Raw genomic sequence first — 23,508 nt, forward strand, 5'->3', positions numbered from 1 at the left:
CTGTCGGTCGGTCGGGACCGACCTGTTCGATCGGTGAAAGCGTCTACAGCCGGCTCACCGACACGACGCGGAACGTATGCATATCGCCTTCCTCACGGATCGAGACATACTCGCCCTGGACGAACTTTTCGTCGCCGAAGTGATAACCCGCCTCGTCGGGGATATTGGCGGTGGCGTCGTACTGGAACGCCCATGATCCGCCCGGCCGGTGGATCAGATGCCCGAGGCTGTCGGGCTGCTGCGGCCGCTGCCGTGCCACGCGGCAGGCCTCGCGGTGCTTCTTCCAGGTCTCGGCGTCGATGTGGTCGTTTTCGTCGAGCGGCGCGATGATCACATAAGCGATCTGCGATTCGCCGTCGGGATGCCCCGGTTCGCGCGCCAGTTCGAGCCGGATCTGACGGAAGCGCGCGGGCAACGAAGTGTTGAGGATGGCGGACGGAGTGCCCTTGGTCATCGGATCGATCCTGTCGTCGCTGCGGGGGTCGAGCTTACGCAGCGGCGGGGGGCAACAATTGATTTGCATCAATCGCATGTTGCGACGCAAGCTGCGCGCGCGAAGCGGCGGCGGCCGATGGAATAGGACGAGGACTTCGATGACGGCGTTGACGACGGATTGGGAGCGGACGTGAGTTCAGTGCCGGTCTTGAATGCGGTCACTCAGGGCGACGTGCTGCGGCTGCATCCCGGCGGCGCCTGGATCGCCATGCACACCGCCGTGCTGGAGCGGCTGTTCGACGGCGTCGCGTCGCAAGTCGCTGCCGCAAAGGCACTCGAGATCGACATGACCGATGTGGTCGAGATCGACACGATCGGCGCCTGGCTGCTGGAGAAAGTGTCGCGCGACGCCGCGCAGGCCGGCCGCACCGCGCAGTTCGTCGGCGTCGCCGATCGCTATGCCGGGCTGATCGAGGAAGTTCGGCAGGTCAACCGTCGCGGGCCAAAACCACGGCCCAGCGTCAATCCGATCATCGCCCGGCTCGACCAGATCGGCCGCTCGGCGTGGAGCGCCACGCAGGACATCTCGGTGTTTCTCGCCATGCTCGGTGCGCTGGGTGTCGCGCTGCTCGGCGTGCTGCGGCGGCCCCGCTCGCTGCGACTGACATCCCTGACTTACCAGGTCTATCGCGTCGGCTGGCAGGCGATTCCGATCGTCGTGCTGATCACTTTCCTGATCGGCGCGATCATCGCCCAGCAGGGCATCTTCCACTTCCGCAAATTCGGTGCGGAATCCTACGTCGTCGACATGGTCGGCATCCTCGTGCTGCGCGAGATCGGCGTGCTGATCGTCGCCATCATGGTCGCCGGCCGCTCCGGCAGTGCCTATACGGCCGAACTCGGCTCGATGAAGATGCGCGAGGAGATCGACGCGCTGACCACGATGGGGCTGGATCCTGTCGAGGTGCTGATTCTGCCGCGCATCATCGCGCTGGTGATCGCGCTGCCGATCCTGACTTTCATCGGATCGATGGCGGCGCTGTACGGCGGATTGCTGACCGCGTGGTTCTACGGCGGCATGCAGCCGGCGGTGTATATCGCCCGGCTGCACGAGGCGGTGTCGCTCAACAGTTTCGAGGTCGGGATCTGGAAGGCGCCGTTCATGGCGCTGGTGATCGGTATCGTCGCCTGCAGCGAGGGGCTTCGTGTCAAAGGCAGCGCCGAATCGCTCGGCCTGCAGACCACCACCTCGGTGGTGAAGTCGATCTTTCTGGTGATCGTGCTCGACGGGCTGTTCGCCGTGTTCTTCGCTTCGATCGGGATGTAGCCATGGACGCGCTCGCCGATCTCTACGCCATCCGCGTCGCCGATCTCGTGGTCGGCTTCGGCCATCAGACGGTACTCGATCATTTGTCGCTCGACGTCCGCCGCGGCGAAATCCTCGGACTGGTCGGCGCGTCCGGCGGCGGCAAGTCGGTGCTGATGCGGACCATCATCGGCCTGATCCCGAAGCAGGGCGGCCACATCACAGTGATGGGGCGCGACACCGAGCGTGGGCTCGGCCGGGGCACGTCGGTCGCCGCCACCTGGGGCATCCTGTTTCAGCAGGGCGCGTTGTTCTCGTCGCTGACGGCGCGGCAGAACGTGAAATTCCCGTTGCGTGAGACGCTCGATATTTCCGAGAAGCTGCAGGACGAGATCGCGACCGCCAAGCTGGAAATGGTCGGGATCGCGGCCGACGATTGGGACAAGTTCCCGGCGCAGCTGTCCGGCGGCATGACCAAGCGCGTGGCGCTGGCGCGCGCGCTGGCGCTCGATCCGGGCATCGTGTTTCTCGACGAGCCGACCTCCGGCCTCGATCCGATCGCTGCCGGCGATTTCGACCAGCTCATCAAGACGCTGCAGACCACGCTCGGACTCACCGTGTTCATGGTGACTCACGATCTCGCCAGCCTCAACGTGGTCTGCGACCGCGTCGCCGCGTTGGCCGACGGCAAGATCGTGGCCATCGGGCCGATGGCCGACCTGATGCAATCCGAACATCCCTGGGTGCGGGCCTATTTCCACGGCAAGCGCTCGGAGATGCTGCGCCCCAAACAGGACTAGGACGCCCATGGAAACCCGTGCTCCCTTCGTCGTCGTCGGCGCGTTCGTGCTCGCAGCCATTCTCGCGGTGTTCGGCTTCGTGTTCTGGCTGCACAACACCAGCGGCATCGGCGCACGCACCAGCTATCACATCCAGTTTCGCGATCCGGTGCCGGGCCTGCTGGTCGGGGCAGCCGTGTTGTTCAACGGCATCCGCGTCGGCGAAGTCACCGAGTTGGGCCTGGCATCCGACGATCCGCGCCGGGTCAATGCGACGATCGCGGTCGCGACCAATACGCCGGTGCGGCCAGACACCAAGGTCGGTCTCGACTTCCAGGGCCTGACCGGCGTCCCGGTCGTGGCGCTGGAAGGCGGCAAGGACCTCACCGGCTCCGCGATCGCCACCACGCTGATCGCCGAGCCGGGGGCGGGCATGAGCATGACCCAGGCGGCGCGCGAGGCTTTGCGCAAGGTCGATTCGGTGCTCGGCGAGAATTCACAGCCGCTCAAGGAGACGATCGGCAATCTGAAGACATTTTCCGAATGGCTGTCGAGCCGGACCGGCAAGCTGGACGGTATTCTCGGCGGGGTCGAGCGCATGACCGGCGCCGACGAGCCGGTCGTGAAGAAGGTCGTCTACGATCTGCAACCCGCCTCGGGGTTTTCGCCGCCGGTCAGATCGATGAAGGGCCAGCTCACGATCCCCGAGCCGACCACGGTGGTGCTCTACGACAGTCAGAAGATGCTGGTGGCGCCCGGCCTCGACCTGCCGGCCTTTGCCGGTGCGCAGTGGAGCGACAGCATCCCGAAAATGCTGCAGGAGAAGCTGATCCAGAGCTTCGAGAACTACGACATCGCCCGACCGCCACTGCGGCCGAACGATGCGGTGACACCGGACTACCAGTTGCTCATCGACATTCGAAGCTTTCAGGTCGCTGGCGAAGGTGCGCCCAGCGCCGACGTGTCGTTCGGCGCCAAGATCATCGACAAGAACGGTAGGCTGGTCTCGGCGCGGCTGTTTCGACAGTCGGCCAGGCTCGACAGGCCGGAGCCGGCTGCCGCCGTCACGGCTTTCGAGACGGCGTTCGGTGCGGCAGCCAAAGAGCTCATTCCATGGACTGTGGACAGCCTGTCGAGCGGCAGTGCTGTCGAGGTCAAGCCCGCTATTCCAGGCTCTTCAGATATGCCAAAAGGTCGTTGATCTGATCAGGGTCGAGCTCGAACGCCGGCATATCGGAATGTCCGGTGTAGATCCCTTCGGCGAATGCCTCCGCCAGACTCTCGATCGGATAGCGGACATGCAGCGAGCGGAATGGCGGGGCTTGCTTCAATCGGCTGTCGCCGGTGCGGCCGATCGCATGGCAGCGTGCACAATTGGACTCGGCAAAAGCCAGTCCGCGGCGCTCAGCCTTGGTGGCGGCTGAAGCCGTCGTGATCATCGGAAGCAGAATCGTAAGACAAACAGCAATCAACCGCATCGGGCGCTCAGTCTGGAGAAGGCGCAACCGCGCATGCGACCATTGATTGCGCAGGACGGAACAACCTTGATCTGTGTCAAGCCAACTTGACGATTTGGCGACATATTGGCTTTACGGCCGCATGGCGATCAATCGACGGCAATGCGCGGCAAGAATTTGTACGACCGCATGGAGTGATGGATGCCGCACCTCGCTTTTCCGAACTCGACTTGCGACGGGTTTCGTTGCGCGACGCATTGCGCTGTGCGCCCGCTGGCGATCTGCGGCGAGCTCGAGCAGGCCGAACACGAGGAGTTCGAGCGCCTCGCGCAGCATGTTCGCTACGGCGCGAAGGAAGCCTTGTTCTCCGAGGACGAAACCGCCGACGCCGTCTACAGTCTGGTCGAAGGCATCGCCCGGCTCTACAAGCTGCTGCCCGACGGCCGACGCCAGATCATCGGATTCGCGCTGCCGGGCGATTTTCTCGGCATGGCGCCGTCCGCGCGGTACTCATTCTCGGCCGATTCGATCGGCGGCGTGACCGTCTGCAAGTTCTTCCGCGGTCCGTTTCTGCGCTTCATTGAAAACAGGCCGCACATGCTGATGCGAATGAACGAATTCGCGACCCGGGAGCTCAGCCTTGCGCAGGATCAGATGCTGCTGCTCGGTCGGCGTTCGGCCGAAGAGAAGGTTGCAGCCTTCCTGGTCGCCTGGCGGGATCGGCTGGCGCGACTGGAAGGCGTCACAAAGACCGTCAGCCTGCCGATGGGCCGGCAGGACATCGCCGACTTCCTCGGCCTCACGATCGAAACCGTGAGCCGCACCTTCACCAAGCTGGAGCGCGAAAAGCTCATCGTGATCGTGCCGGACGGGGTTCGCGTCCTCGATCCGAAGCGCTTCGACGCCCTCGCTGCGGCCTGACGAGGCTACCTGCAGGCGTGGCCGCCGGGCTATTCAAGGTCCATTGATGCCCGACGTCCGGTCGCTCCACCTCCAAGCCAGACAGTCTGTCTACGAGATCCTGGAGTCGCACGCGCGGAACACGCGCGCCGGACCGATCATCAACGGCGCCATTGTCCTCTTTCTCGTCCTCAGCATCAGCGTCACCGTGCTGGAGTCGGTGCCTGAGCTGCGCGCCCGCTATGACTTGCCGCTCAGGGCGACGGAACTGCTCTGCCTGGTGGTATTCTCGATCGAGTATTCCATTCGGATCTGGATAGCGCCCGAGCATCTCCCGTTCCGGCCGATGAGCTCGTTGCAGGCACGCTGGTCCTACATGGTCAGCCCGCAGGGGATCATCGATTTCCTCGCGATATTGCCACTATGGGTGGCTTTGATCGGTCTCGGCGATTTGCGGGTGCTGATCGTTCTGCGGGTGCTGCGGGTCCTGAAGTTCGCCCGCTATTCGTCCGGCATGCGGTCGCTGCTCGACGTGCTGGCGAGCGAACGTCGCGCATTGCTCGCCTGTCTGGTCATCCTGGCCTGCGCGACCCTGCTGTCCGCGACCGCCATGCATATCGCGGAAGGGCAGGTCCAGCCGGAGAAACTCGGCACCATCCCCGACGCAATGTGGTGGGCGATCGTGACGCTGACGACGGTCGGATACGGCGATGTGGTGCCAGCCACCAATATCGGCCGGATGATCGCCTCGGTCACCATCGTCGGAGGCTTGATCATGATCGCGCTGCCGGTCGGGATCGTCGCCACCGCCTTCACGGCGGTGATTCACCGCCGCGATTTCATCGTCAACTGGAGCATGGTCGCGCGCGTGCCGTTGTTCTCCCACCTCACCGCGGGCGACATCGCCGACATCATGCAATTGCTGAAGGCGCGTCAGGTCGATCGAGGCGACCTGATTTTCCGTCGCGGGGAGCCCGCGACGGAGATGTATTTCATCGCAGAAGGCGAGGTCGAGATCGAGCTAGGCCCGGCCGCGAAGGGGCGGCGGGTCCGGCTGGCCACGGGGCATTTTTTCGGCGAGGTCGCGGTGCTGAAGCGCGTCGAGCGCTCGGCGACGGTGAGAGCCGTCTCATGGGTGCGCCTGCTGGTGCTGGATGCTGCGGATCTTCACGCCCTGATCAGCCGCGAGCCGGGCATCGCGCGCAAGATCAACGAGATCGTCGCGGGCCGGACCGGGGACAATCTCAATCTCGAGATCGCCGACGTCGAGGGGCAGGATGAGGTGGCGCTGTAGACGGACGCCCCCCGTGAACATCGTCTGGAGCTACCGAATGATGTCGGCCTGAGCGGCTCCCTCGGTCGCTGCCGCGGGTGATTTCCGGTTGCGCGGGAACTCGTTGGAGGGGGCAAGCGACTTCTGCTCGGCGATTCGAGCCATCAGGCGCGTCGCGGCTTCGGCGTAGGACGCCCCTAGCGGCAGGCCGAATGCCGAACGAAGCTCCGCCGGCATCGGCTCGGTTTCGGAGCGCAACTCGATCGCCGTCCCCCACCACCAGGCGGCCGCAGGTGCGCGTTGGTTGTCAGGGACGGCGCGCCACGCGCTGAATTCTTGCGCAAGCCGTTTAAACTGGAAGCTTCTTGCCGGATGCACGACCTGCCCTGTCTGGTATTCAGGTCAGTAACAGTCGAGCGGGGAGGAAGTTGCGCGGCCGGGAAGAGAATCCGGCTGCGCCCGACAGCATGGATACCGAGGAGCCATTCTCAATGATGGCCTAATATGTTACCTTTGTTCGATGAGCCACGCCGAGATCGACATCCGCCACTCGACCTGTCCGCATGATTGCCCGTCGGCCTGTGCGCTCGACGTCGAGGTGATCGACGGATCGACCATCGTTCGGGTGCGCGGTTCGAAGCTGCAGACATACACGGCCGGCGTCGTCTGCGCCAAAGTCGCGCGCTACGCCGAGCGCATCCACCATCCCGACCGGCTGACATATCCGCTGCGGCGGTCCGGGCCGAAGGGGTCGGGGCAGTTCGCCCGCATCACCTGGGACGAGGCACTGGACGAGATCGCGGCGCGGTTCGAGGCCGCCGAGACGGAGTTCGGCCCGGAGTCGGTCTGGCCGTACTACTACGCAGGCACCATGGGCCTGGTGATGCGCGACGGCATCAACCGGCTCGCCAATATCAGGAAATACTCGCGGTTCTACTCGACGATCTGCGCCAATATCGCCTGGTCCGGCTATGCCGCCGGCACCGGCAAGGTGGCGGGCGTCGATCCGCGCGAGATGGCGAAGTCCGACCTGATCGTGATCTGGGGCACCAACGTGGTCTCCACCCAGGTCAACGTGATGACCCATGCGGCGCGTGCCCGCAAGGAGCGCGGCGCGCGGATTGCCGCGGTCGATATCTACGACAACGACACCATGAAGCAGGCCGATATCCGGATCATCCTGCGTCCGGGCACGGACGGCGCCTTCGCCTGTGGCGTCATGCACGTTCTGTTTCGCGACGGTTACGCCGATCGCGACTATCTCGCCCGCTACACGGATTGCCCCGATGAGCTGGAGAGGCACCTGGCGACCCGGACTCCCGAATGGGCGTCGTCGATCTGCGATGTGCCTGTGGCCGAGATCGAGGCGTTCGCCCATGCCATCGGTGAGACCAAGCGTAGTTTCTTCAGGCTCGGCTACGGCTTCACCCGCAGCCGCAACGGGGCGGCTCAGATGCATGCGGCGCTGTGCATTCCGGCGATCACCGGCGCGTGGCAGCACGAAGGCGGCGGCGCTTTCTTCAACAACGGCGCCATTTTCGGCTTCGACAAGACGCTGATCGAGGGCCTCGACACGCTCGACCCCACGACCCGTGTGCTCGATCAGTCGAAGATCGGTCGCATCCTCACCGGCGACGCCGAGGCGCTCGGTGGCGGCGCGCCGGTCAAGGCGATGCTGATTCAGAACACCAATCCGATGACGGTCGCGCCGGAGCAAACGTTGGTCGGCGAGGGGTTCGCCCGCGAGGATCTGTTCGTTGCCGTACACGAGCAGTTCATGACCGAGACGGCGGCCATGGCCGATATCGTGCTGCCGGCGACGATGTTTCTCGAGCACGACGATCTGTACTACGGAGGCGGTCACCAGCATATTTCGATCGGCGCCAGGCTGGTCGCGCCGCCCGGGGAATGCCGGTCCAATCACGAAGTCCTGCAGGGACTGGCGACGAGGCTCGGCGTTCGCCATCCCGCATTCGAGATGACACCGCGGGACGTGATCGACGCGACCCTGAAGAAAAGCGGTCGGGGAGGAATCGAGGCGCTCGAGGCGGAGCTGTGGCGCGACCTGCAGCCGGATTTCCGCACCGCTCACTTCCTCGACGGCTTCGCGCATTCCGACGGGAAGTTCCATTTTCGCGCGGATTGGAGACACGTCAACGTGCCGCGGCAGATCAAGCTTGGACCGTGGCAGTCGATGCCGAGTCTGCCCGACCACTGGCCGGTGACCGAGCAGACTGATCACGCCCATCCGTTCCGGCTGGCGACCAGCCCGGCGCGGAGCTTTCTCAATACGACGTTCAACGAGACGCCGTCGTCACGTGCGCGCGAAGGCACCCCGACGGTGCTGATACACCCGGCTGATGCTGAAACGATCGGGGTCGGGGAGGGGGATGCCGTCACGCTCGGCAATACGAGGGGCGAGACCACACTCACCGCCAAGCTCGACGGCGGATTGCGCCGCGGCGTACTGATCGCCGAGTCGGTCTTCCCCAACAGCGCGCATGCCGGCGGTCGCGGGATCAACGTACTGACCAGCGCAGACTCGGTCGCGCCGCACGGCGGTGCCGCGTTTCACGACAATAAAGTATGGGCGAAGAAGACGTTACCGCCGCTCGCGAAGCGCGACTGAGCTCCGAAAATCCGGCAGCAGCCGGGAATCGGCAGTCGTTGATCGCTTCGCGAGGCGGGTTATGCCGGGCTCAGCGCTGGTGGCCGAGGCCGATACCGAGCTTGAGCGCCTTCTGACGCAGCGAGCCGACGGTCCGCTTGGTCATCTTGGCGATCTGCGCGACCGGGGTCCGCGCCTTCGAATGCGCGCGCAACTCCTTGATGTCTTCCTTGGTGTACTCGCGCCGAGTGATCTTCGTCTTCTTGGCGGCCTTGGTAGCGGTTTTCGCTACGGTCTTCGCCTTCTTCGACTTCGCCGCGGTCTTCGCGGTCTTTGCTTTAGCTTTCTTTGCCACGCGTAGGCTCCTTTAGTGAAGCGCCCTTCTACTACACTCGTTTCGTGTCGACAATTCTGAATTTCACGAATTCTAACTCATCGGGCGCGTGTCGGTTAGCATTCGATTAAGGCGTGGTTAGTTGTGATTTTGGCGAAAATCAGCACGGCCCAGGTAGTAAATGCAGGGTTTGTGCGGGTATTCGCGAGCCTGCGCGTCCGTTTTCGCGGAGCGAAGGCCGCTACGCGCGATCACGAGGGTGCGCTGATTCGCCACGACGGAGTTCGGATGCTGCGTGCAAAGTGGTGCGATACGCCCGCATCGCGGGATATCCGTGCAACCAAAGACGTAGTGAGACTAACCGGGGGCGCGAACAGCCGCTCAGCGGCGCGGCTTCATCGGTTGGGACAGCAGCGATCGCGTGCGCGCCAACGTCTGGTCGTAGTACTTTTCGCGGTCCTGACGCAGCTTGATCTGCAAATTTCGGAATGCAGCAATGCGTTTCAGTATCTCGGCTCGCTCGTCGGCCGTGCTTGTCATGATATTGGGAGTTGCATCCGGCGCCGCCGCCTTCACGGTCGGGGATCGGGACTCCGGAACCGTCGCGGGACTGTTCGCCGGCGCTGGGGTGCCGTGCTTGGTATCGGCCGCAGGGGAGGATGCGGCCGATTGCGTCCCCACCGACCGCGGACTCGGCCCGGGCCGGTTCTGGGGCGCCGAGGCGGCCGAGCGGCCGTCGGGCGTTGCAGATCGCGCAACGAGCTCGTTATTTGGTGGCGTCGATGAAGTCATTGTAATCCCCGATTGCATCATTGATTGCACTGCTGCCCGGGCGTCAATCGGCAATGCTGATGCGGTCCTGCAACCGGTGGATAATTCTGCGGTTCGCTTGCGGCGAAAAGCGGTACCCGATAGCCAACGGTTTCAATCGGGAGCACCTATCGATGGCGAAAATCGATCTCGACGCACTCAGCATCGAGGAGTTGGCGGCGCTGCGCGATGACGCGACGCAGAAACTTGCGGAAAAGGTCGCTGCGCGTCAGGCCGAACTGGAAGCCGAACTCGCAGCATTGTCCCGCTACGGCAAGCCGGCCAGGAAGGCCGGCGCTGATCCACGGAGCGATGGAAAGACCAAGGAGAGCGTCGTTAAGGAGCCCGGCACCCGCGAGGCTGCAACGAAGGCCGCATGATACGGCTCTCGGTCCGGCCGAGGCACGGACCGGCCGCCGACTTGCAATCTTCGGCGGCATCGTTCTTATTTGCACCGCAGCGCGGTGCATCCTCCTTTGGGGCGCTGCTTTCATCGATCCTCGAGCAGCTTGCCTCATTGGGAAAACGTCCATGACAGCTCATCACGGTCCCCTGCGGGTCGGCATCGGTGGCCCGGTCGGTTCCGGAAAGACTGCGCTGATGGACCTGTTGTGCAAATCGATGCGCGAGCGCTACGACATTGCCGCGATCACCAATGATATCTACACCAAGTGGGACGCCGAGTTCCTGGTGCGGTCCGGGTCGCTGACGGCCGATCGCATTGCGGGCGTCGAGACCGGCGGCTGTCCGCACACCGCGATCCGCGAAGACGCATCGATGAACCTGGCCGCCGTGGCCGAGATGCGGAGCAAGTTTCCCGATCTGGATCTGGTGCTGATCGAATCCGGTGGCGACAATCTCGCCGCGACGTTTTCCCCCGAACTCGCCGATCTGACGATCTATGTCATCGACGTTTCGGCCGGTGACAAGATTCCATCCAAGGGGGGGCCCGGCATCACCAGGTCGGACCTGCTGGTGATCAACAAGATCGACCTGGCACCCCATGTCGGCGCGTCGCTCGAGAAAATGGACGTTGACGCCCGGCGGATGCGCGGAGAGCGGCCATTCGTCATGACCAATCTGAAGAAACAAGAAGGGCTCGACCGCATTCTGGCATTCATCGAGGCCAAGGGCGGTTTGGTATCGAAGGCTTCCGAAGCCTGAAGGCGAGTTGTCACGGGAACGATCCGAAGCTGGTGACGTTGATGTGCTTCGGGCCCACAGGAAGCTGCAAAGGATGGTTGTCCTCCACGGTACGTGCGACGACATTGCTTGGCCAATCTCGTCGGCATTGGCATGATGATGGATGGCATCGGCCCTCCACTCGTTGATTGAGTAGAAGCTTGATTCGCCTAGTCTCCATCATCGCGCTGATCGCCGTCGTCGGGATGCTGCTGTCCGGCTTCGCGGCATATCGGATCTATGAACAGGAATCGGCGGTCGAGCGGATCGCGCTGGGCCGGGCGATCGACGTGCATGCCAGCCAGGTTCAGGATCGGCTGACCGAGCGGGAACTGCTCGGCAGGGTTGCGTCTGGCTTGTTTCGCACGCCTGCGGTGATCAGGGCGGACATGCTGCAGCCGCTGCGCTCGTCGATTTACGCCTTCAAGGCCGACTTCCTGCTGGCGAGCTGGATCGTCAGGCTGAAGCCCGAAGAGTTCGCTGCCGCGCAGGCCGAACTGGCCAAGGCCGGCTTTTCCGACACCACAATCCGCCATTCCGACGGGACCCCGATTGATCCGTCCACGCTTCGCGATCCGGTCGACGTGGTGATGGACATCGAGCCGCGTAATGCCGAAACCGTTGCGCTGCCGGGGCGATCGCTCGACGACCATCCGGTTCTGGGGCGAATGTTCGCCCGCTCGCTCGAGTCCGGGAAGCCGGAAGCCTCGGACCCATTGCGTCTGGGCGCCGCCGATGGGCCGATCGGTGTGGTATTGGCGGCGCCGGTGATGACCGAAGACGCCTCGGCGGCGGTCGGATTCATCACCTTTTCCTACGATCTCTCGGCGCTGATGCTGACGAACGACGATATGTCGATGTTTTCCGTGGTGCTCGCCGATCCGCGGAAACCCGATGTCGAACTGCTTGCCGACGAGCGCGGCCGGGTGACTGAACGGCCGGCGCACCCGAACGGCGAGAGGCCGATGATGGTCCGGACCATGACCTTCGGTGATCGCGACTGGTCGCTGGCCTACTACGCGCGTGTCAGTCCGTTCGTCCGCGCTCAGCAGGTCGCGGCAATCGTCGCTGCAATCGGCCTGGCGCTCACCTTCATCATCTGCGGCCTGTTCGGTTACGTCAGCAACAGCAACGTCAGGCTGCGGCGCGAAATCGAGATGCGGATCGGCTTCGAGCGACGCCTGACTGCGGTGATCGACGAGCTCAACCACCGGGTCAAGAATATCCTGGCCGTGATCCAGTCGATCGTGACGCGGACGCTGCGGCACGGTTCGGACGTCGACGTCGCCCGCGAACTGCTGATCGGGCGCATCCATGCCATGTCCAACGTCGTCTCGCTGCTGAGCGAGAGCCAATGGCAGGGCGTGATGCTGAAGGGGCTTTTCGAAGCGAGGGCAATCCCGCATGCAGACCGCATCGCGGTCAACGGCCCGGACATCGCGGTGAGCGCGCGTGCGGCGCAGAGTCTGTCTCTGCTGTTCTTCGAGCTCGCTTCGCACTCCGACGAGGGATTGTCGCTGGTCGGCAAGCACCCGCACATCGTTGCGAGCTGGGAAGTGAAGGGCGAGGGGGCCGATTCGGTGTTCAGCTTCCGCTGGGAGGAGTTCAACACCAGCGAGGCGACGCGGCGTCCCGACAGCGAATTCGGGGTCATTCTGCTCGATCGCGTCGCTCCGGAAGCACTCGGTGGCACGTCCAAACGCCATTTCACCGACCTCAGCTATGTCTATGAGCTGACCGCGCCGATGGAAACCGTCGTCGACATCAACGAAAGAGACCGCACCGGCCAGATCTCGGCGCCGCTCCGCCGCTAGAGCTTTTCCGGTCTGCTAGAATTATCACGCGAGCCGGCCCAGCCGCCCCACGCGCAGCAGGGCCTCGATCCCGCAACGTCAGGCCGCAATAACGAAGAGGCCCGAGGGCCAACTTCGCATTGCGTGTCTGGATCGTATCTTGGGTCGTATTTTGGTCGTGTCGCGCTGGGCGTTGCAGACGAAGCTGGTCAGCCGTTGCTGCCGATCACGGCGCGCACTGTGTCGTCGGGTCCGAAATCCTCGGCGCCGTCGACATAGAGCAACGCACTCAGCTTGGACCGCGCGCGGTTGACGCGGCTCTTGATGGTGCCCACGGCGCAGCCGCAGATGGCGGCGGCGTCTTCATAGGAGAAGCCCGAGGCACCGACCAGGATCAACGCTTCGCGCTGATCCTGCGGAAGCTTTTCCAGCGCCGCTCGAAATTCTTCGAACTCCAGATGCGCGTTCTGGCCCGGCTGCGATTTCAGCGTCTTGGCATAACTGCCATCAGCGTCCTCGACCTCGCGCCGCCGCTTCCGATAGTCGGACCGGAACAGATTGCGCAGAATCGTGAACAGCCAGGCCGGCAAATTCGAGCCCGGCTGGAATGAGTCGATATTGGCCAGCGCGCGAAGCAGGGTTTCCTGCACGAGATCGTCCGCGCGATCACCGTTTCCGCTGAGCGAAATCGCGAACGCACGCAAGCTCGGCACTGCCGCCAGAATGTCGTCTCGAAGAGAATCGGTGAGAGGCATTAGTCCCTCCTCTCGCTGTCGGTCGCCGCTGTCGGACCGCCTTGCTGCGGGTCGTCCAGCCGTTTGATCAGATCGGCGAACCGATCCGGTACGCCTTGCCTGACCACGTCATCATACATGGCACGCAGCTGATGGCCGATCCGAGCCTGAATCTCTTGATTCAGGCCACCCTTGCTGCTAGGCGCCGACTTCCTCGTTGTCTGAGCCTTGAAATCTTTCATGACTGATCCAATGTCTTCCCCGTGGTCAAGTCCCCTGAAATCACTGGGGTTTTGCTTGATTTTGAAGGTGTTGCCAGTGTCACTGACAGGCTAATTCGGCCGCAGCGGTAAAGTTCCCGGTCGAATGGAACTTTTCCGCCGCTCCGGCGTAGGTAGGCTCAGGGAGCTCGGCCGCCCTGCCGATACCGGCCGAGACCAGATTCGAGATTGGAGTGGGGATGTCGAGATCGCAGTTGGTTGCTGAGCATTTACCGTTGTTGCGCCGCTATGCGCGGGCTTTGACCGGCAACCAGGCGTCGGGTGACGCCTATGTCGGCGCAATGCTTGAAGCGCTGCTTCAGGATCCGGCGTTGCTCGACGAAAGGCACGGTCCGCGGGCGGGGCTTTTTCGTCTGTTCGCTCAGATCTGGAACTCGGTGGCGCTCAACGACGATTCCGAGGTTCGCTCGCTGCCGATGCCCTCCGAGCGTCGGCTCTCGGCGATCACCCCGCTGCCGCGGCAGGCCTTCCTGCTGCTCTCGCTGGAAGGGTTTTCTGAAGAAGAAGTCGCCTTCGTTCTTCACACCGATGTCGGCGAAATCCGTCAGCTCGCCGATACGGCCGGCCGGGAGATGGCCGAGGAGATCGCCACCGACGTTCTGATCATCGAGGACGAGACCTTCATTGCGATGGATCTCGAAAGCCTCGTCAAGAACCTCGGCCACAATGTCATTGGCGTTGCACGCACTCACGCTGACGCGATCGCCCTGGCGCGCACCAAGAAGCCGGGGCTGATCCTCGCAGACATCCAGCTTGCCGACGGCAGTTCCGGTCTGGATGCCGTCAACGAATTGCTGAAGACGTTCGAGGTGCCGGTGGTGTTCATCACGGCCTATCCGGAGCGTTTCCTGACCGGCGAACGCCCCGAGCCGGCGTTCCTGATCTCGAAGCCGTTCCAGCCCGCGATGGTGTCCGCCGTTGCGAGTCAGGCCCTGTTCTTCCAGCGCAATTCGCGCAACCGGACCCCGAACGCCGCCGCATCCTGACGCGCTACTCGCGTCTCACCATGGGTCGACAGGGAGCCGCTCGCGCCACTGCGCGGGCGGCTTTTGTTCGTTCGTGCGCTGGTTTCCGCCCATCATATCGAACTGCTGCCGAAATCGATGCGGCTTCCGGACAAGGAACAGGGCGCAGCTGGCATCACCACAGCTGCGCCCTGTATCGCCGGTCAATGGGGCAGGGGACTAACCGGCGCCGGCACAATGTCTGATCCGAGATCGAGTTCCGCGACGGCCTCGGAAATATTCACACACTTAGTTGATCGTTCGTCATCGAACCGAGCCCGCGCCCAGGCGATTAACTGGTATGGCGGGCTTGACAAGCCGCCGAAAGGACGAAGCGGCGATCCTGCCGCGCAGACAAGAGCGGCAAAATACCATGTCACAGATTGTGCGGGGAGTTTTGGGCGCCATCGCGATCACGGGCACGCTCGGCGTGGCCCAACTGGCGGTCGGCGGCGACCTCGGTGAGTTGCGCCTGGAGCGAAACGCCGCGGTATCTCAGGACATCAATCGCGGCAACAAGACCGATCGTGCCGCGCCGGCGCAGAAGGTTCAGCCGGGCCAGACCTTCGGCGTGAATCTTGTCGACCAGTCGGTGCTGGTCCGGGTGCCGGATGCGCAAGTGGGACAGGCGACGCGCATTCGCGCTCAGCAGCCGGCACCCACCTCGCCGCGGCGGACGATGGTCGCATGCGAACCCGTCGTCAGCGTCTTGACCGAGGTCGCCAAGCGTCTCGAGCCTGGTCGCTGCGTGACCTGACGGCCCGATAGCCATCCGCGATCCAGCACGCACCCGCCAGTGAGAAATTGGCGGGTGTTTTCGTGTCGCCGGCTCGTCCACGATACCCGGTACCTTTGCGGCTGCACCGCGTGAAGCCGCGCTGCAGCACGGGTTTCAGTCGGTGCGCCCCGGCAGTTGCGGGGTGTCCTCGGCCGTCAGATGCTCCTTCAGCACCAGCCCGACGATCAGCAACGGCGACGCCAGAAACCCGCCCATCGGTCCCCATAGCCACGTCCAGAACGCCAGCGCGATGAACACCGCGAGGGCGTTCAGCTCCAGCCTCCGCCCGATGATGGTCGGCGTAATGAAATGTCCCTCCACGAAGGTCAGGACGGCAAAGCCGAGCGGCGCCAGCAAGCCTTCGCCCATCGTGGGCATGCTGATGATCCCGACCAGTGTCAGGATGACGAACATCACGATCGGTCCGATGACCGGAATGAAATTGAGGGTCGCAGCGAGCGCGCCGAGCCCGGCCGGATTGGGCATCCCGGCAAGCGCGCAAAGGACGCCGGTCGCGGCGCCGTAGCACAGGTTGATGATCGTCACGGTCAGCAGATAGCCGCCGAGGCTCTGCTCGATCTCGTTGAGAATGCGCAAGGTGCGCAGCCGCGCGTCGCGGCCGCCGAAATTCATCACCAGCGCACGGCGAAGATCCTTCCAGCTCGCGATGAACAGCACGAGGGTGACGAGAAACAGCAGGAATTCGGTCAGGGTCGGCGACAGGAATTCGAGGGTCGGCTGCATCCAGTCGATCTGCGGCATCTGGGACGGTGCAGGCACCGCCGGTTCGGTGCCGCCCAGAGCCGATTGAAGTTGCCGCCACAGCCCCATGGGGCGCTCGAAGAAGCTCAGCTTGTCGCGCAGGATCACGCCGAGTTCGGGAAGCCGGCTGGTCCAGTCGATCAGCGGCACCGAGATCAGCGCCACCATGAAGCCGACTCCCGCCAGCGCCAGCGCCACGATCAGCACCGCGCAGACCGCGCGCGGGATCCGCCAGCGCTCCAGATAGGTCGCGGCCGGCGACAGCATCGTGCCCACCACGAAGGCGGTGACGATCGGCAGAAAGAACGGCTTGGCGACGTAGAGGAGCCCGATGACCACGATGATCAGCAGGGCGACCAGGGCGAAGGCGACGATCTCGGTCCGTCGGATCAGAGGCGGCCGCTCGTCCTTGCTGTCGGGAAGCGGGGTGCCGGCAGGTTCGACGGGAAGAGTTCGCACCAGATCCACCCCGCTTCGTTCGCCATCGCTGAACAGAAAGAGCCCACCGCGTGACAGTTGTCGTTCAACCTCACGACGCGGCAGCCCGGACCCACAACATGAACGGTTCGGGAAAGTTCCGGCCGCGACTGAGTTGCACCGGGCGGCTTGTCAAGAGCCTTCCTGCGACGCGCCGGAACCGGATGGTCGACGCCGCGTTTGTTAGCAGCATCGCGACGATGCGACGACATGCGGGGACTGCACCATGATGATTTCGGGTATCGCTTCGAAACGCAATTCGGTGGCGCGTCCACTGATGGCGTTCGCTGCCGCGCTCCTTCTGACGGTCGCGCTACCCGGGACGGCGTCGGCGCAGAGGCTCGGCTACGCGGCCGCGCCTCAGGCCGGCCCGTTCGGCGCCGGCGACCAGGTGCTGTCCTCTCCGCAACAGGACACCGCACCGGATGCGACGGTGACGGACGATGAGGACGCGCAATTGTCCGACCGGCTGCGGCGGCAGGTGGTGGCCTACAATATCAACCAGCCCGCCGGCACCATCGTGATCGATACCGCCAACACCTATTTATACTACCTGCTGGGCGGCGGCCGGGCGATCCGCTACGGCGTCGGCGTCGGTCGCGAGGGTTTCACCTGGGCGGGGACGCAGACGATCACCCGCAAGGCGGAGTGGCCGGATTGGCATCCGCCGGCGCAGATGATCGCGCGTCAGCCCTATCTGCCGCGCTTCATGGCCGGCGGACCCGGCAATCCGCTGGGCGCGCGGGCAATGTATCTCGGCTCGACCGAATACCGCATCCACGGCACCAACGATCCGTCGACAATCGGCAAGTTCGTGTCGTCGGGATGTATCCGGTTGACCAATGAGGACGTCGCCGACCTGTTCAGCCGCGCCACCGTCGGCACACGGGTGGTGGTGCTGCCGAAGTCGGCGCCGAGCCTGGAAACCCGCAAGCCACGACCCGAGCGGCAGGCCATGAACATTGCCGTGTCGTCGCGCGACTGATCAGGAAGGAGGCCGCGATGCGTCGCTCAATGTCAAAAGCCGTCGGGATCGGCGCGGTGGCCATGCTGGCGCTGGCTGGCATGGCGTCCGGCGCGCAGGCGCAGGATTTCTTCTCGGCGCTGTTTCACGGCTTTCAACCTCCCGCGCGCGGCTACGCGCCGGAGCGGGCGTTGCCGTTCGCCAGCGAGGGCGACTACGCGCCACGGGCGCCTCGCGCGGCGCGACCTGCTTCGAGCGGGGGACAAGCCTATTGCGTCCGCACCTGTGACGGCCGCTATTTCCCGATTTCCGCGACCGGAGGCGAAAGCAAGGACGCGACCTGCAACAGCTTCTGCCCGGCCAGCGACACCAAAGTGGTGTACGGCTCCAGCATCGACGGCGCTCGGACGTCAGCCGGAAAACCCTATTCGGAATTGCCTAACGCCTTCAAATACCGAACCGAGATCGTGGCGGGCTGCACCTGCAACGGCAAGGATCAGTTCGGCCTTGCCAAGATCAAGATCGAGAACGATCCGACGGTGCGCAAGGGCGATATCGTCGCCAGCCAGGATGGCCTCAAAGTCGCCGGCCGGCCGGACCGTCGCGAAGGGGCGCTGAATTACTCGCCGGCGCCGGCATCGATCCGATCCGCCTACAGCCGCGTGCCGGTCGTCGCCGCGAACTGATCCCTTCGCCTCGGCGCCTGACCTCTTCTTTCCAAGCCGATGAGGCACCGTCGTCCGGGTGCGGCTCGATTTGCCCAGAGATCCACTCCACGCGGCAATCAGTTCCGACGATGGAACCGAGACGCTGCCACGCCGTTGATCCGGTGCGGGTGGGCCGCGGGCTGAAAGGATCTTGCGATGCTGGTTGGTATTCTTATCACGTTTCTCGTCGTCATTCTGGTGCTGTATCTCATCAACCTGCTGCCGATGGACGGGCGCGCCAAACAGATCGCCCGTGTGGTCGTGATCATCATTGGCATCATTTCGTTGCTGAAATATCTGGCGGTGTTCTAGCGAGCAGGGGAGCCGCACGCGGGCGTGCGGTCCAGACCGGCTTGGAGGGGGCGTGCGCGATGCGTGCGCCCCTTTGCGGTTTCGGCGGCAGCCGATCAGAGTGAGGCAAGTGCTCAGCGCAGCAAAAAGCCCCGGCGAGGCCGGGGCTTTGCTCATCGCGGATCGCGAACGATCAGCGCAGCGTCTTGAACCAGTCGTCGACGTCGCTGCTCACCTTGTCCTTGGCATAGCCGTAGCGCTCCTGCAGCTTGCCTTCGAGCTGGTCGCGGCGGCCGGCGATCTTGTCGAGATCGTCGTCGGTGAGCTCGCCCCACTTCTCTTTGACGTTGCCCTTGAATTGCTTCCAGTTGCCTTCAACGCGGTCCCAATTCATCATCATTCTCCGTTGTAGATGCTCATCAACGGACGGCTATGTCGAAGGTTCCCGGATTGTCTGCGGCAAGCGGTCGCCCGAATCTCGGCGCCAAGTAACAGGTTACCGGACGTAAAAAAGACCCCTCCCTTGCGGGAGAGGCCTTGCTTGTCGGCGGACGATAAGTTTGACCTGATCAGGTCAGGTCCTGCAGATGCGCCGCCTTGGCTTCGCGGCGGCGGATATGCAGGATGAATTCGGTGTAGCCGTTCGGCTGCTCGCGGCCCTTGAAGATCAGGTCGCACGCCGCCTCGAAGGCGACGCCGTCGAAGTCCGGCGCCATCGGCCGGTACAGCGGATCACCAGCGTTCTGCTTGTCGACCACCGCCGCCATCCGCTTCAGCGATTCCAGCACCTGCTCCTTGGTGACGACGCCGTGATGCAGCCAGTTCGCCAGATGCTGGCTGGAGATGCGCAGCGTGGCGCGGTCTTCCATCAGGCCGACGTCGTGGATGTCCGGCACCTTGGAGCAGCCGACGCCCTGATCGATCCAGCGCACGACGTAGCCGAGGATACCCTGGCAGTTGTTGTCGATCTCCTGGCGGACGTCGTCCGGCGCCCAATTCGATTGCGACACCGGGATGGTGAGGATGTCCTCGAGCTTGGCGCGCGGGCCGCCCGTCTTCAGCTCCTGCTGACGCGCCAGCACGTCGACCTGGTGATAGTGCAGCGCGTGCAGCGTCGCGGCGGTCGGCGACGGCACCCAGGCGGTGGTGGCGCCGGCCTGCGGGTGGCCGATCTTCTGCGTCAGCATGTCGGCCATCTTGTCGGGGGCCGCCCACATGCCCTTACCAATCTGGGCATGGCCGGGCAGGCCGTCGATCAGGCCGGTGTCGACGTTCCAGTCCTCGTACGCCTTGATCCAGGGCTGCGCCTTCATCTCGTTCTTGCGGATCATCGGACCCGCTTCCATCGAGGTGTGGATCTCGTCGCCGGTGCGGTCCAGGAAACCCGTGTTGATGAACACGATGCGCTTGGACGCGTTCTGGATGCAGGCCTTGAGGTTCACCGTGGTGCGGCGCTCCTCGTCCATGATGCCGACCTTCAGCGTGTTCTCCTTCAGGCCGAGCATCTGCTCGACGCGGCCGAACAGCTCGCAAGTCAGCGCCACTTCGTCCGGGCCGTGCATCTTCGGCTTGACGATGTAGACCGAGCCGGTGCGGCTGTTGCGGGTCTTGCCGAGTGCCTTGAGGTCGTGGATCGCCAGTAGGCCGGACACCGCGGCGTCGAGGAAGCCCTCGGGGATCTCGTCGCCGTTCGAATCGAGCACCGCATCGGTCCACATGTGATGGCCGACATTGCGCATCAGCAGCAGGCTGCGCCCGTGCAGGGTGACGTCCTTGCCGTCCGGGCCGGTATAAGTGCGGTCGCCGTTCAGCGCGCGGGTGACGGTCTTGCCACCCTTGTCGAAATCGGCCGACAGCGTGCCGTCCATCAGGCCGAGCGTGTTGCGGTAGATCAGCACCTTGTCTTCGGCGTCGACGGCTGCGACCGAGTCCTCCATGTCGAGGATGGTCGACACCGCGGATTCGATCACGAGGTCGGCGACGCCGGCCGCATCGTCCTTGCCGATGGTATTGGCGCGGTCGATCTTGATCTCGATATGCAGGCCGTTATTGACCAGCAGCACCGCGCTCGGCGACGCGGCGTCGCCCAGATAGCCGGCGAACTGCCGGGGGGTCTTCAGGCCGGTGGCGTTGCCGCTCTTGAGTTTTGCCGAAAGCTGGCCGGCGATCACGCTGTAGGCGGTGACGTCGCTGTGGCTGCCGGCCACCAGCGGCGCGGCCTGGTCGAGGAACGCCTTGGCCTTGGCGATCACCTTGTCGCCGCGCGCCTTGTCGTAGCCCTTGGCCTGGCTGGCCTCCTGCGGGATCGCGTCGGTGCCATAGAACGCGTCATACAGCGAGCCCCAACGCGCGTTCGCCGCGTTGAGTGCGTAGCGCGCATTCGACAGCGGCACCACGAGCTGCGGGCCGCACAGCTTGCCGATCTCGTCGTCGACATTGGCGGTCTCGACCGCGACCGTCGGCGGCTCCGGCAGCAGATAGCCGATCTCTTTCAGGAAGGCGGTGTAGGCCGCCATGTCCTGCTTCTTGCCCTTGTTGGCGAGATGCCAGGCATCGATCTTGGCCTGCAGGCCGTCGCGATGCTGCAGCAGCGCGACCGTCTTCGGCGTCAGATCGCGCACGATCGCGGCGAGCCCGGCCCAGAAGGCGTCCGGTGCGACGCCGGTCTTCGGCGCGGCCTCCTTGGCGATGAAGTCGAACAGGACGGGCGCAATTTTCAAGCCGTGGGCATCGATACGATTCATATGAGGATGTCTCGCGAGAAAGGGCGCAAAGCAGCGGCCGTTTCAGGGGTCAAAATGAGCCGACGACCGCGGATGGCGGCCTCGGGGGTGCCTCTTTTAGCGCCAAAGCGGAGCGCATTGGAAGGCCCCTCGCGCCAGCCGCGACCTAAGCCGAAGGATGCTCGTCGCCGGCCAGCCGCTCCAGCAGCATTTTCAGCAGGATGGTGACCACCGCCACCGCCGTCAATGTGGTCGCGGCGGCGAACGCGCCTGCGACATTATAGTCCTGGTACAGCAGTTCGATCTGCAGCGGCAGCGTCGTGGTCTGGCCGCGGACGTTGCCGGACACCACCGACACCGCGCCGAATTCGCCCAGCACCCGGGCGTTGCATAGGATCGCGCCGTACAGCACCGCCCAGCGGATATTCGGCAGCGTGACGCGCAGGAAGGTGGCGAAGCCGCCGGCGCCGAGCGTCACCGCTGCCTCTTCCTCGTCGGTGCCCTGCACCTGCATCAGCGGGATCAACTCGCGGGCGACATAGGGCGCGGTGACGAACATGCTGGCGAGCACGATGCCCGGCAGCGCGAACATCACCTTGATGTCGAGCTGTTCCAGCAGCGGCCCGAACAGCCCCTGCGAGCCGTAGACGAACAGATAGGCGACGCCGGCGACGATCGGCGAGATCGAATAGGGCAGCTCGATCAGCGCGATCAGCAGTGTGCGGCCGGGGAATTCGAACTTGGTCACGGTCCAGGCCGCAGCGAGCCCGAACAGGATGTTCACCGGTACCGCGATCAGCGCGGTGATCGTGGTCAGCCACATCGCGTGCAGCGTGCCGGGATCGCCGAGATTGCGCAGGAACACGCCGACGCCCTGCGCGAAGGCCGAACTCAGGATCACCGCCAGCGGCGCCACCAGAATGAACAGCGTCACCACGGCGACCACGCTCAGCACGACGAAGCGTGCGACCGGCCCGGCGCCGACCGGCGTTACCATCCAGTCTCTCTTGATCGGGGGCTGCGGCTTCGCCATCACCTGTCACCCCGTCCGAGATAGCGCAATTGCCAGGCCTGCACCGCATTGGTCACGAGCAGCATCGCGAACGCCATCACCAGCATCACCACCGCGATCGTCGCGGCGGCCGGATAGTCGTATTCCTCGAGCCGGATGAAGGCGAGCAGCGCGACGATCTCGGTCTTCATCGGCTGATTGCCGGCGATGAAGATCACGGCGCCGAATTCGCCGAGGCTGCGCGCGAAGGCCAGCGACGCGCCGGCCAGCAGCGCCGGGAAGATCGACGGAAAGATGATCTTCGACAGGATCTGCAGATCGCTGGCGCCGAGCGAGCGGCTGGCCTCCTCGACGTCGCTGCCGAGATCCTCGATCACCGGCTGCACGGTGCGCACCACGAACGGAATGCTGGTGAACGCCATCGCGATGCCGATGCCGAGCGGGGTGTAGACGACGCTGACGCCGAGCGGCTCCAGCACGGACCCAAACCAGCCGGTCTTCGAGAACAACGCCGTCAGCGCCAGGCCTGCCACCGCCGTCGGCAGCGCGAACGGCACGTCGACCAGCGCATCGAGCAGCCGCTTGCCGGGGAACTGATAGCGCGCCAGTACCCACGCCAGCAGCAGGCCGTAGACCGCGTTGAAGATCGTGGCGGCGAGCGCCATCGTCACCGTCAGCCTGATGGCGGCAAGCGTCCGCGGCGACGACAGGATCGCCCAGAGCTGGGCCGCGCCGATGTCGGAGGCCTTCAGGATCAGCGCGCACAGCGGCAGCAGCACGATCACGCCGAGATAAAGCACGGTGATGCCGAGACTGAGACCGAAGCCGGGAATGACACTGCGTCGCAAAGAAGTTACCTGTGAATGGATGAAGTAACCGCGAGTGCGGCATGCTCCCT

The 23,508-nt window shown here is 64.2% G+C and carries 26 protein-coding genes; 14 read left to right on the forward strand and 12 right to left on the reverse strand.

What is annotated here, in order from left to right; translation table 11 throughout:
• Positions 1–43: 43 nt before the first annotated feature.
• Complete coding sequence (locus RPB_RS06920; RefSeq protein WP_011440270.1) at positions 44–454, reverse strand: hypothetical protein; 411 nt, start codon at positions 452–454, stop codon at positions 44–46.
• 171 nt (positions 455–625) lie between these two features.
• Between RPB_RS06920 and RPB_RS06925 the strand changes: the two genes are divergently transcribed.
• Genes RPB_RS06925 through RPB_RS06935 form a run of 3 tightly spaced genes read left to right on the forward strand, consistent with a single transcriptional unit; the run spans position 626 to position 3,721 of the window.
• Complete coding sequence (locus RPB_RS06925) at positions 626–1,762, forward strand: ABC transporter permease (RefSeq protein WP_011440271.1); 1,137 nt, start codon at positions 626–628, stop codon at positions 1,760–1,762.
• Positions 1,763–1,764: 2 nt separating this feature from the next.
• On the forward strand, positions 1,765–2,541 hold the full coding sequence (locus RPB_RS06930; RefSeq protein WP_011440272.1) for an ABC transporter ATP-binding protein: 777 nt from the start codon (positions 1,765–1,767) through the stop codon (positions 2,539–2,541).
• 7 nt (positions 2,542–2,548) lie between these two features.
• Positions 2,549–3,721 carry an ABC-type transport auxiliary lipoprotein family protein gene (locus tag RPB_RS06935; protein ID WP_011440273.1) on the forward strand — a complete coding sequence of 391 codons (1,173 nt, stop codon included), beginning with the start codon at positions 2,549–2,551 and terminating at the stop codon, positions 3,719–3,721.
• Here RPB_RS06935 and RPB_RS06940 read toward each other — a convergent pair.
• On the reverse strand, positions 3,684–3,959 hold the full coding sequence (locus RPB_RS06940; RefSeq protein WP_349644121.1) for a c-type cytochrome: 276 nt from the start codon (positions 3,957–3,959) through the stop codon (positions 3,684–3,686). The two genes, RPB_RS06935 and RPB_RS06940, sit on opposite strands and share 38 nt — an antisense overlap.
• 219 nt (positions 3,960–4,178) lie before the next feature.
• On the opposite strand from RPB_RS06940, the gene aadR reads away from it, so the two are divergent.
• Both aadR and RPB_RS06950 read left to right on the forward strand, forming a co-directional pair.
• The gene (gene aadR, locus RPB_RS06945) at positions 4,179–4,898 is read left to right on the forward strand and encodes a transcriptional activatory protein AadR (protein WP_011440275.1); all 720 of its coding nucleotides are present in this window, start codon (positions 4,179–4,181) and stop codon (positions 4,896–4,898) included.
• Positions 4,899–4,944: 46 nt separating this feature from the next.
• Entirely contained in the window at positions 4,945–6,171 is a 1,227-nt protein-coding gene (locus RPB_RS06950) for a cyclic nucleotide-gated ion channel (protein ID WP_011440276.1), read from the forward strand.
• 30 nt (positions 6,172–6,201) lie between these two features.
• On the opposite strand, the gene RPB_RS06955 is transcribed toward RPB_RS06950, so the two are convergent.
• Positions 6,202–6,528 carry a hypothetical protein gene (locus RPB_RS06955; RefSeq protein ID WP_011440277.1) on the reverse strand — a complete coding sequence of 109 codons (327 nt, stop codon included), beginning with the start codon at positions 6,526–6,528 and terminating at the stop codon, positions 6,202–6,204.
• Positions 6,529–6,670: 142 nt separating this feature from the next.
• Here RPB_RS06955 and RPB_RS06960 point away from each other — a divergent pair, with 142 nt between their 5' ends.
• Entirely contained in the window at positions 6,671–8,779 is a 2,109-nt protein-coding gene (locus RPB_RS06960; RefSeq protein WP_011440278.1) for a molybdopterin oxidoreductase family protein, read from the forward strand.
• Positions 8,780–8,849: 70 nt separating this feature from the next.
• Here RPB_RS06960 and RPB_RS06965 read toward each other — a convergent pair whose 3' ends face one another.
• Both RPB_RS06965 and RPB_RS24515 read right to left on the reverse strand, forming a co-directional pair.
• Entirely contained in the window at positions 8,850–9,113 is a 264-nt protein-coding gene (locus RPB_RS06965; protein ID WP_011440279.1) for a hypothetical protein, read from the reverse strand.
• A 360-nt stretch (positions 9,114–9,473) separates the two neighbouring features.
• Positions 9,474–9,668 carry a hypothetical protein gene (locus RPB_RS24515; RefSeq protein WP_157038784.1) on the reverse strand — a complete coding sequence of 65 codons (195 nt, stop codon included), beginning with the start codon at positions 9,666–9,668 and terminating at the stop codon, positions 9,474–9,476.
• A gap of 368 nt (positions 9,669–10,036) precedes the next feature.
• Here RPB_RS24515 and RPB_RS06970 point away from each other — a divergent pair, with 368 nt between their 5' ends.
• From RPB_RS06970 to RPB_RS06980, 3 genes are all read left to right on the forward strand, one after another.
• Positions 10,037–10,282 (forward strand): hypothetical protein, encoded by a 246-nt coding sequence (locus RPB_RS06970; RefSeq protein ID WP_011440281.1) that lies wholly within the window; start codon positions 10,037–10,039, stop codon positions 10,280–10,282.
• A 151-nt stretch (positions 10,283–10,433) separates the two neighbouring features.
• Positions 10,434–11,066 carry an urease accessory protein UreG gene (gene ureG, locus RPB_RS06975; protein ID WP_011440282.1) on the forward strand — a complete coding sequence of 211 codons (633 nt, stop codon included), beginning with the start codon at positions 10,434–10,436 and terminating at the stop codon, positions 11,064–11,066.
• A 179-nt stretch (positions 11,067–11,245) separates the two neighbouring features.
• Complete coding sequence (locus RPB_RS06980) at positions 11,246–12,898, forward strand: HWE histidine kinase domain-containing protein (protein ID WP_041798042.1); 1,653 nt, start codon at positions 11,246–11,248, stop codon at positions 12,896–12,898.
• 188 nt (positions 12,899–13,086) lie between these two features.
• Here RPB_RS06980 and RPB_RS06985 read toward each other — a convergent pair whose 3' ends face one another.
• Positions 13,087–13,632, reverse strand: a complete 546-nt coding sequence (locus tag RPB_RS06985; protein WP_011440284.1) for a sigma-70 family RNA polymerase sigma factor — start codon at positions 13,630–13,632, stop codon at positions 13,087–13,089.
• Entirely contained in the window at positions 13,632–13,853 is a 222-nt protein-coding gene (locus RPB_RS06990; RefSeq protein WP_011440285.1) for a NepR family anti-sigma factor, read from the reverse strand. The genes RPB_RS06985 and RPB_RS06990 overlap by 1 nt, the downstream gene beginning before the upstream one ends.
• A gap of 218 nt (positions 13,854–14,071) precedes the next feature.
• Between RPB_RS06990 and RPB_RS06995 the strand changes: the two genes are divergently transcribed.
• Entirely contained in the window at positions 14,072–14,878 is an 807-nt protein-coding gene (locus RPB_RS06995; RefSeq protein ID WP_011440286.1) for a response regulator, read from the forward strand.
• 319 nt (positions 14,879–15,197) lie between these two features.
• On the forward strand, positions 15,198–15,653 hold the full coding sequence (locus RPB_RS07000; protein WP_011440287.1) for a hypothetical protein: 456 nt from the start codon (positions 15,198–15,200) through the stop codon (positions 15,651–15,653).
• 135 nt (positions 15,654–15,788) lie between these two features.
• Here RPB_RS07000 and RPB_RS07005 read toward each other — a convergent pair whose 3' ends face one another.
• The gene (locus RPB_RS07005; protein ID WP_011440288.1) at positions 15,789–16,895 is read right to left on the reverse strand and encodes an AI-2E family transporter; all 1,107 of its coding nucleotides are present in this window, start codon (positions 16,893–16,895) and stop codon (positions 15,789–15,791) included.
• 244 nt (positions 16,896–17,139) lie between these two features.
• Between RPB_RS07005 and RPB_RS07010 the strand changes: the two genes are divergently transcribed.
• The 3 genes from RPB_RS07010 (at position 17,140) to RPB_RS24410 (ending at position 18,896) form a co-directional block, all read left to right on the forward strand.
• Entirely contained in the window at positions 17,140–17,898 is a 759-nt protein-coding gene (locus RPB_RS07010; RefSeq protein WP_011440289.1) for a L,D-transpeptidase, read from the forward strand.
• A gap of 17 nt (positions 17,899–17,915) precedes the next feature.
• The gene (locus tag RPB_RS07015; RefSeq protein WP_011440290.1) at positions 17,916–18,563 is read left to right on the forward strand and encodes a DUF2865 domain-containing protein; all 648 of its coding nucleotides are present in this window, start codon (positions 17,916–17,918) and stop codon (positions 18,561–18,563) included.
• Positions 18,564–18,740: 177 nt separating this feature from the next.
• Positions 18,741–18,896 carry a Thivi_2564 family membrane protein gene (locus tag RPB_RS24410; protein WP_011440291.1) on the forward strand — a complete coding sequence of 52 codons (156 nt, stop codon included), beginning with the start codon at positions 18,741–18,743 and terminating at the stop codon, positions 18,894–18,896.
• Positions 18,897–19,068: 172 nt separating this feature from the next.
• Here the strand turns inward: RPB_RS24410 and RPB_RS07020 are convergent, their stop codons facing one another.
• The 4 genes from RPB_RS07020 to cysT all read right to left on the reverse strand — a co-directional run bounded on the left by RPB_RS07020 (position 19,069) and on the right by cysT (position 23,458).
• A complete protein-coding gene (locus tag RPB_RS07020) occupies positions 19,069–19,269 on the reverse strand; it encodes a CsbD family protein (RefSeq protein ID WP_041798596.1) in 201 nt (66 codons plus the stop codon).
• 175 nt (positions 19,270–19,444) lie between these two features.
• Positions 19,445–21,619 carry a malate synthase G gene (locus RPB_RS07025; protein WP_011440293.1) on the reverse strand — a complete coding sequence of 725 codons (2,175 nt, stop codon included), beginning with the start codon at positions 21,617–21,619 and terminating at the stop codon, positions 19,445–19,447.
• 145 nt (positions 21,620–21,764) lie between these two features.
• Complete coding sequence (cysW, locus tag RPB_RS07030) at positions 21,765–22,631, reverse strand: sulfate ABC transporter permease subunit CysW (protein WP_011440294.1); 867 nt, start codon at positions 22,629–22,631, stop codon at positions 21,765–21,767.
• Entirely contained in the window at positions 22,631–23,458 is an 828-nt protein-coding gene (cysT, locus tag RPB_RS07035) for a sulfate ABC transporter permease subunit CysT (protein WP_011440295.1), read from the reverse strand. The genes cysW and cysT overlap by 1 nt, the downstream gene beginning before the upstream one ends.
• Between the last annotated feature and the right edge of the window lie 50 nt (positions 23,459–23,508).

This window comes from Rhodopseudomonas palustris HaA2, assembly GCF_000013365.1.
GTDB classification, from domain to species: Bacteria; Pseudomonadota; Alphaproteobacteria; order Rhizobiales; family Xanthobacteraceae; genus Rhodopseudomonas; species Rhodopseudomonas palustris_J.

Coding starts and splice junctions, on each gene's coding strand:
- RPB_RS06920 (WP_011440270.1), bottom strand. CDS start 454: ATGACCAAGGGCACTCCGTCCGCCATCCTCAACACTTCGTTGCCCGCG.
- RPB_RS06930 (WP_011440272.1), top strand. CDS start 1,765: ATGGACGCGCTCGCCGATCTCTACGCCATCCGCGTCGCCGATCTCGTG.
- RPB_RS06935 (WP_011440273.1), top strand. CDS start 2,549: ATGGAAACCCGTGCTCCCTTCGTCGTCGTCGGCGCGTTCGTGCTCGCA.
- RPB_RS06940 (WP_349644121.1), bottom strand. CDS start 3,959: ATGATCACGACGGCTTCAGCCGCCACCAAGGCTGAGCGCCGCGGACTG.
- aadR (WP_011440275.1), top strand. CDS start 4,179: ATGCCGCACCTCGCTTTTCCGAACTCGACTTGCGACGGGTTTCGTTGC.
- RPB_RS06950 (WP_011440276.1), top strand. CDS start 4,945: ATGCCCGACGTCCGGTCGCTCCACCTCCAAGCCAGACAGTCTGTCTAC.
- RPB_RS06960 (WP_011440278.1), top strand. CDS start 6,671: ATGAGCCACGCCGAGATCGACATCCGCCACTCGACCTGTCCGCATGAT.
- RPB_RS06970 (WP_011440281.1), top strand. CDS start 10,037: ATGGCGAAAATCGATCTCGACGCACTCAGCATCGAGGAGTTGGCGGCG.
- ureG (WP_011440282.1), top strand. CDS start 10,434: ATGACAGCTCATCACGGTCCCCTGCGGGTCGGCATCGGTGGCCCGGTC.
- RPB_RS06985 (WP_011440284.1), bottom strand. CDS start 13,632: ATGCCTCTCACCGATTCTCTTCGAGACGACATTCTGGCGGCAGTGCCG.
- RPB_RS06990 (WP_011440285.1), bottom strand. CDS start 13,853: ATGAAAGATTTCAAGGCTCAGACAACGAGGAAGTCGGCGCCTAGCAGC.
- RPB_RS06995 (WP_011440286.1), top strand. CDS start 14,072: ATGTCGAGATCGCAGTTGGTTGCTGAGCATTTACCGTTGTTGCGCCGC.
- RPB_RS07000 (WP_011440287.1), top strand. CDS start 15,198: ATGGCGGGCTTGACAAGCCGCCGAAAGGACGAAGCGGCGATCCTGCCG.
- RPB_RS07010 (WP_011440289.1), top strand. CDS start 17,140: ATGATGATTTCGGGTATCGCTTCGAAACGCAATTCGGTGGCGCGTCCA.
- RPB_RS07015 (WP_011440290.1), top strand. CDS start 17,916: ATGCGTCGCTCAATGTCAAAAGCCGTCGGGATCGGCGCGGTGGCCATG.
- RPB_RS24410 (WP_011440291.1), top strand. CDS start 18,741: ATGCTGGTTGGTATTCTTATCACGTTTCTCGTCGTCATTCTGGTGCTG.
- RPB_RS07020 (WP_041798596.1), bottom strand. CDS start 19,269: ATGAATTGGGACCGCGTTGAAGGCAACTGGAAGCAATTCAAGGGCAAC.
- RPB_RS07025 (WP_011440293.1), bottom strand. CDS start 21,619: ATGAATCGTATCGATGCCCACGGCTTGAAAATTGCGCCCGTCCTGTTC.
- cysW (WP_011440294.1), bottom strand. CDS start 22,631: ATGGCGAAGCCGCAGCCCCCGATCAAGAGAGACTGGATGGTAACGCCG.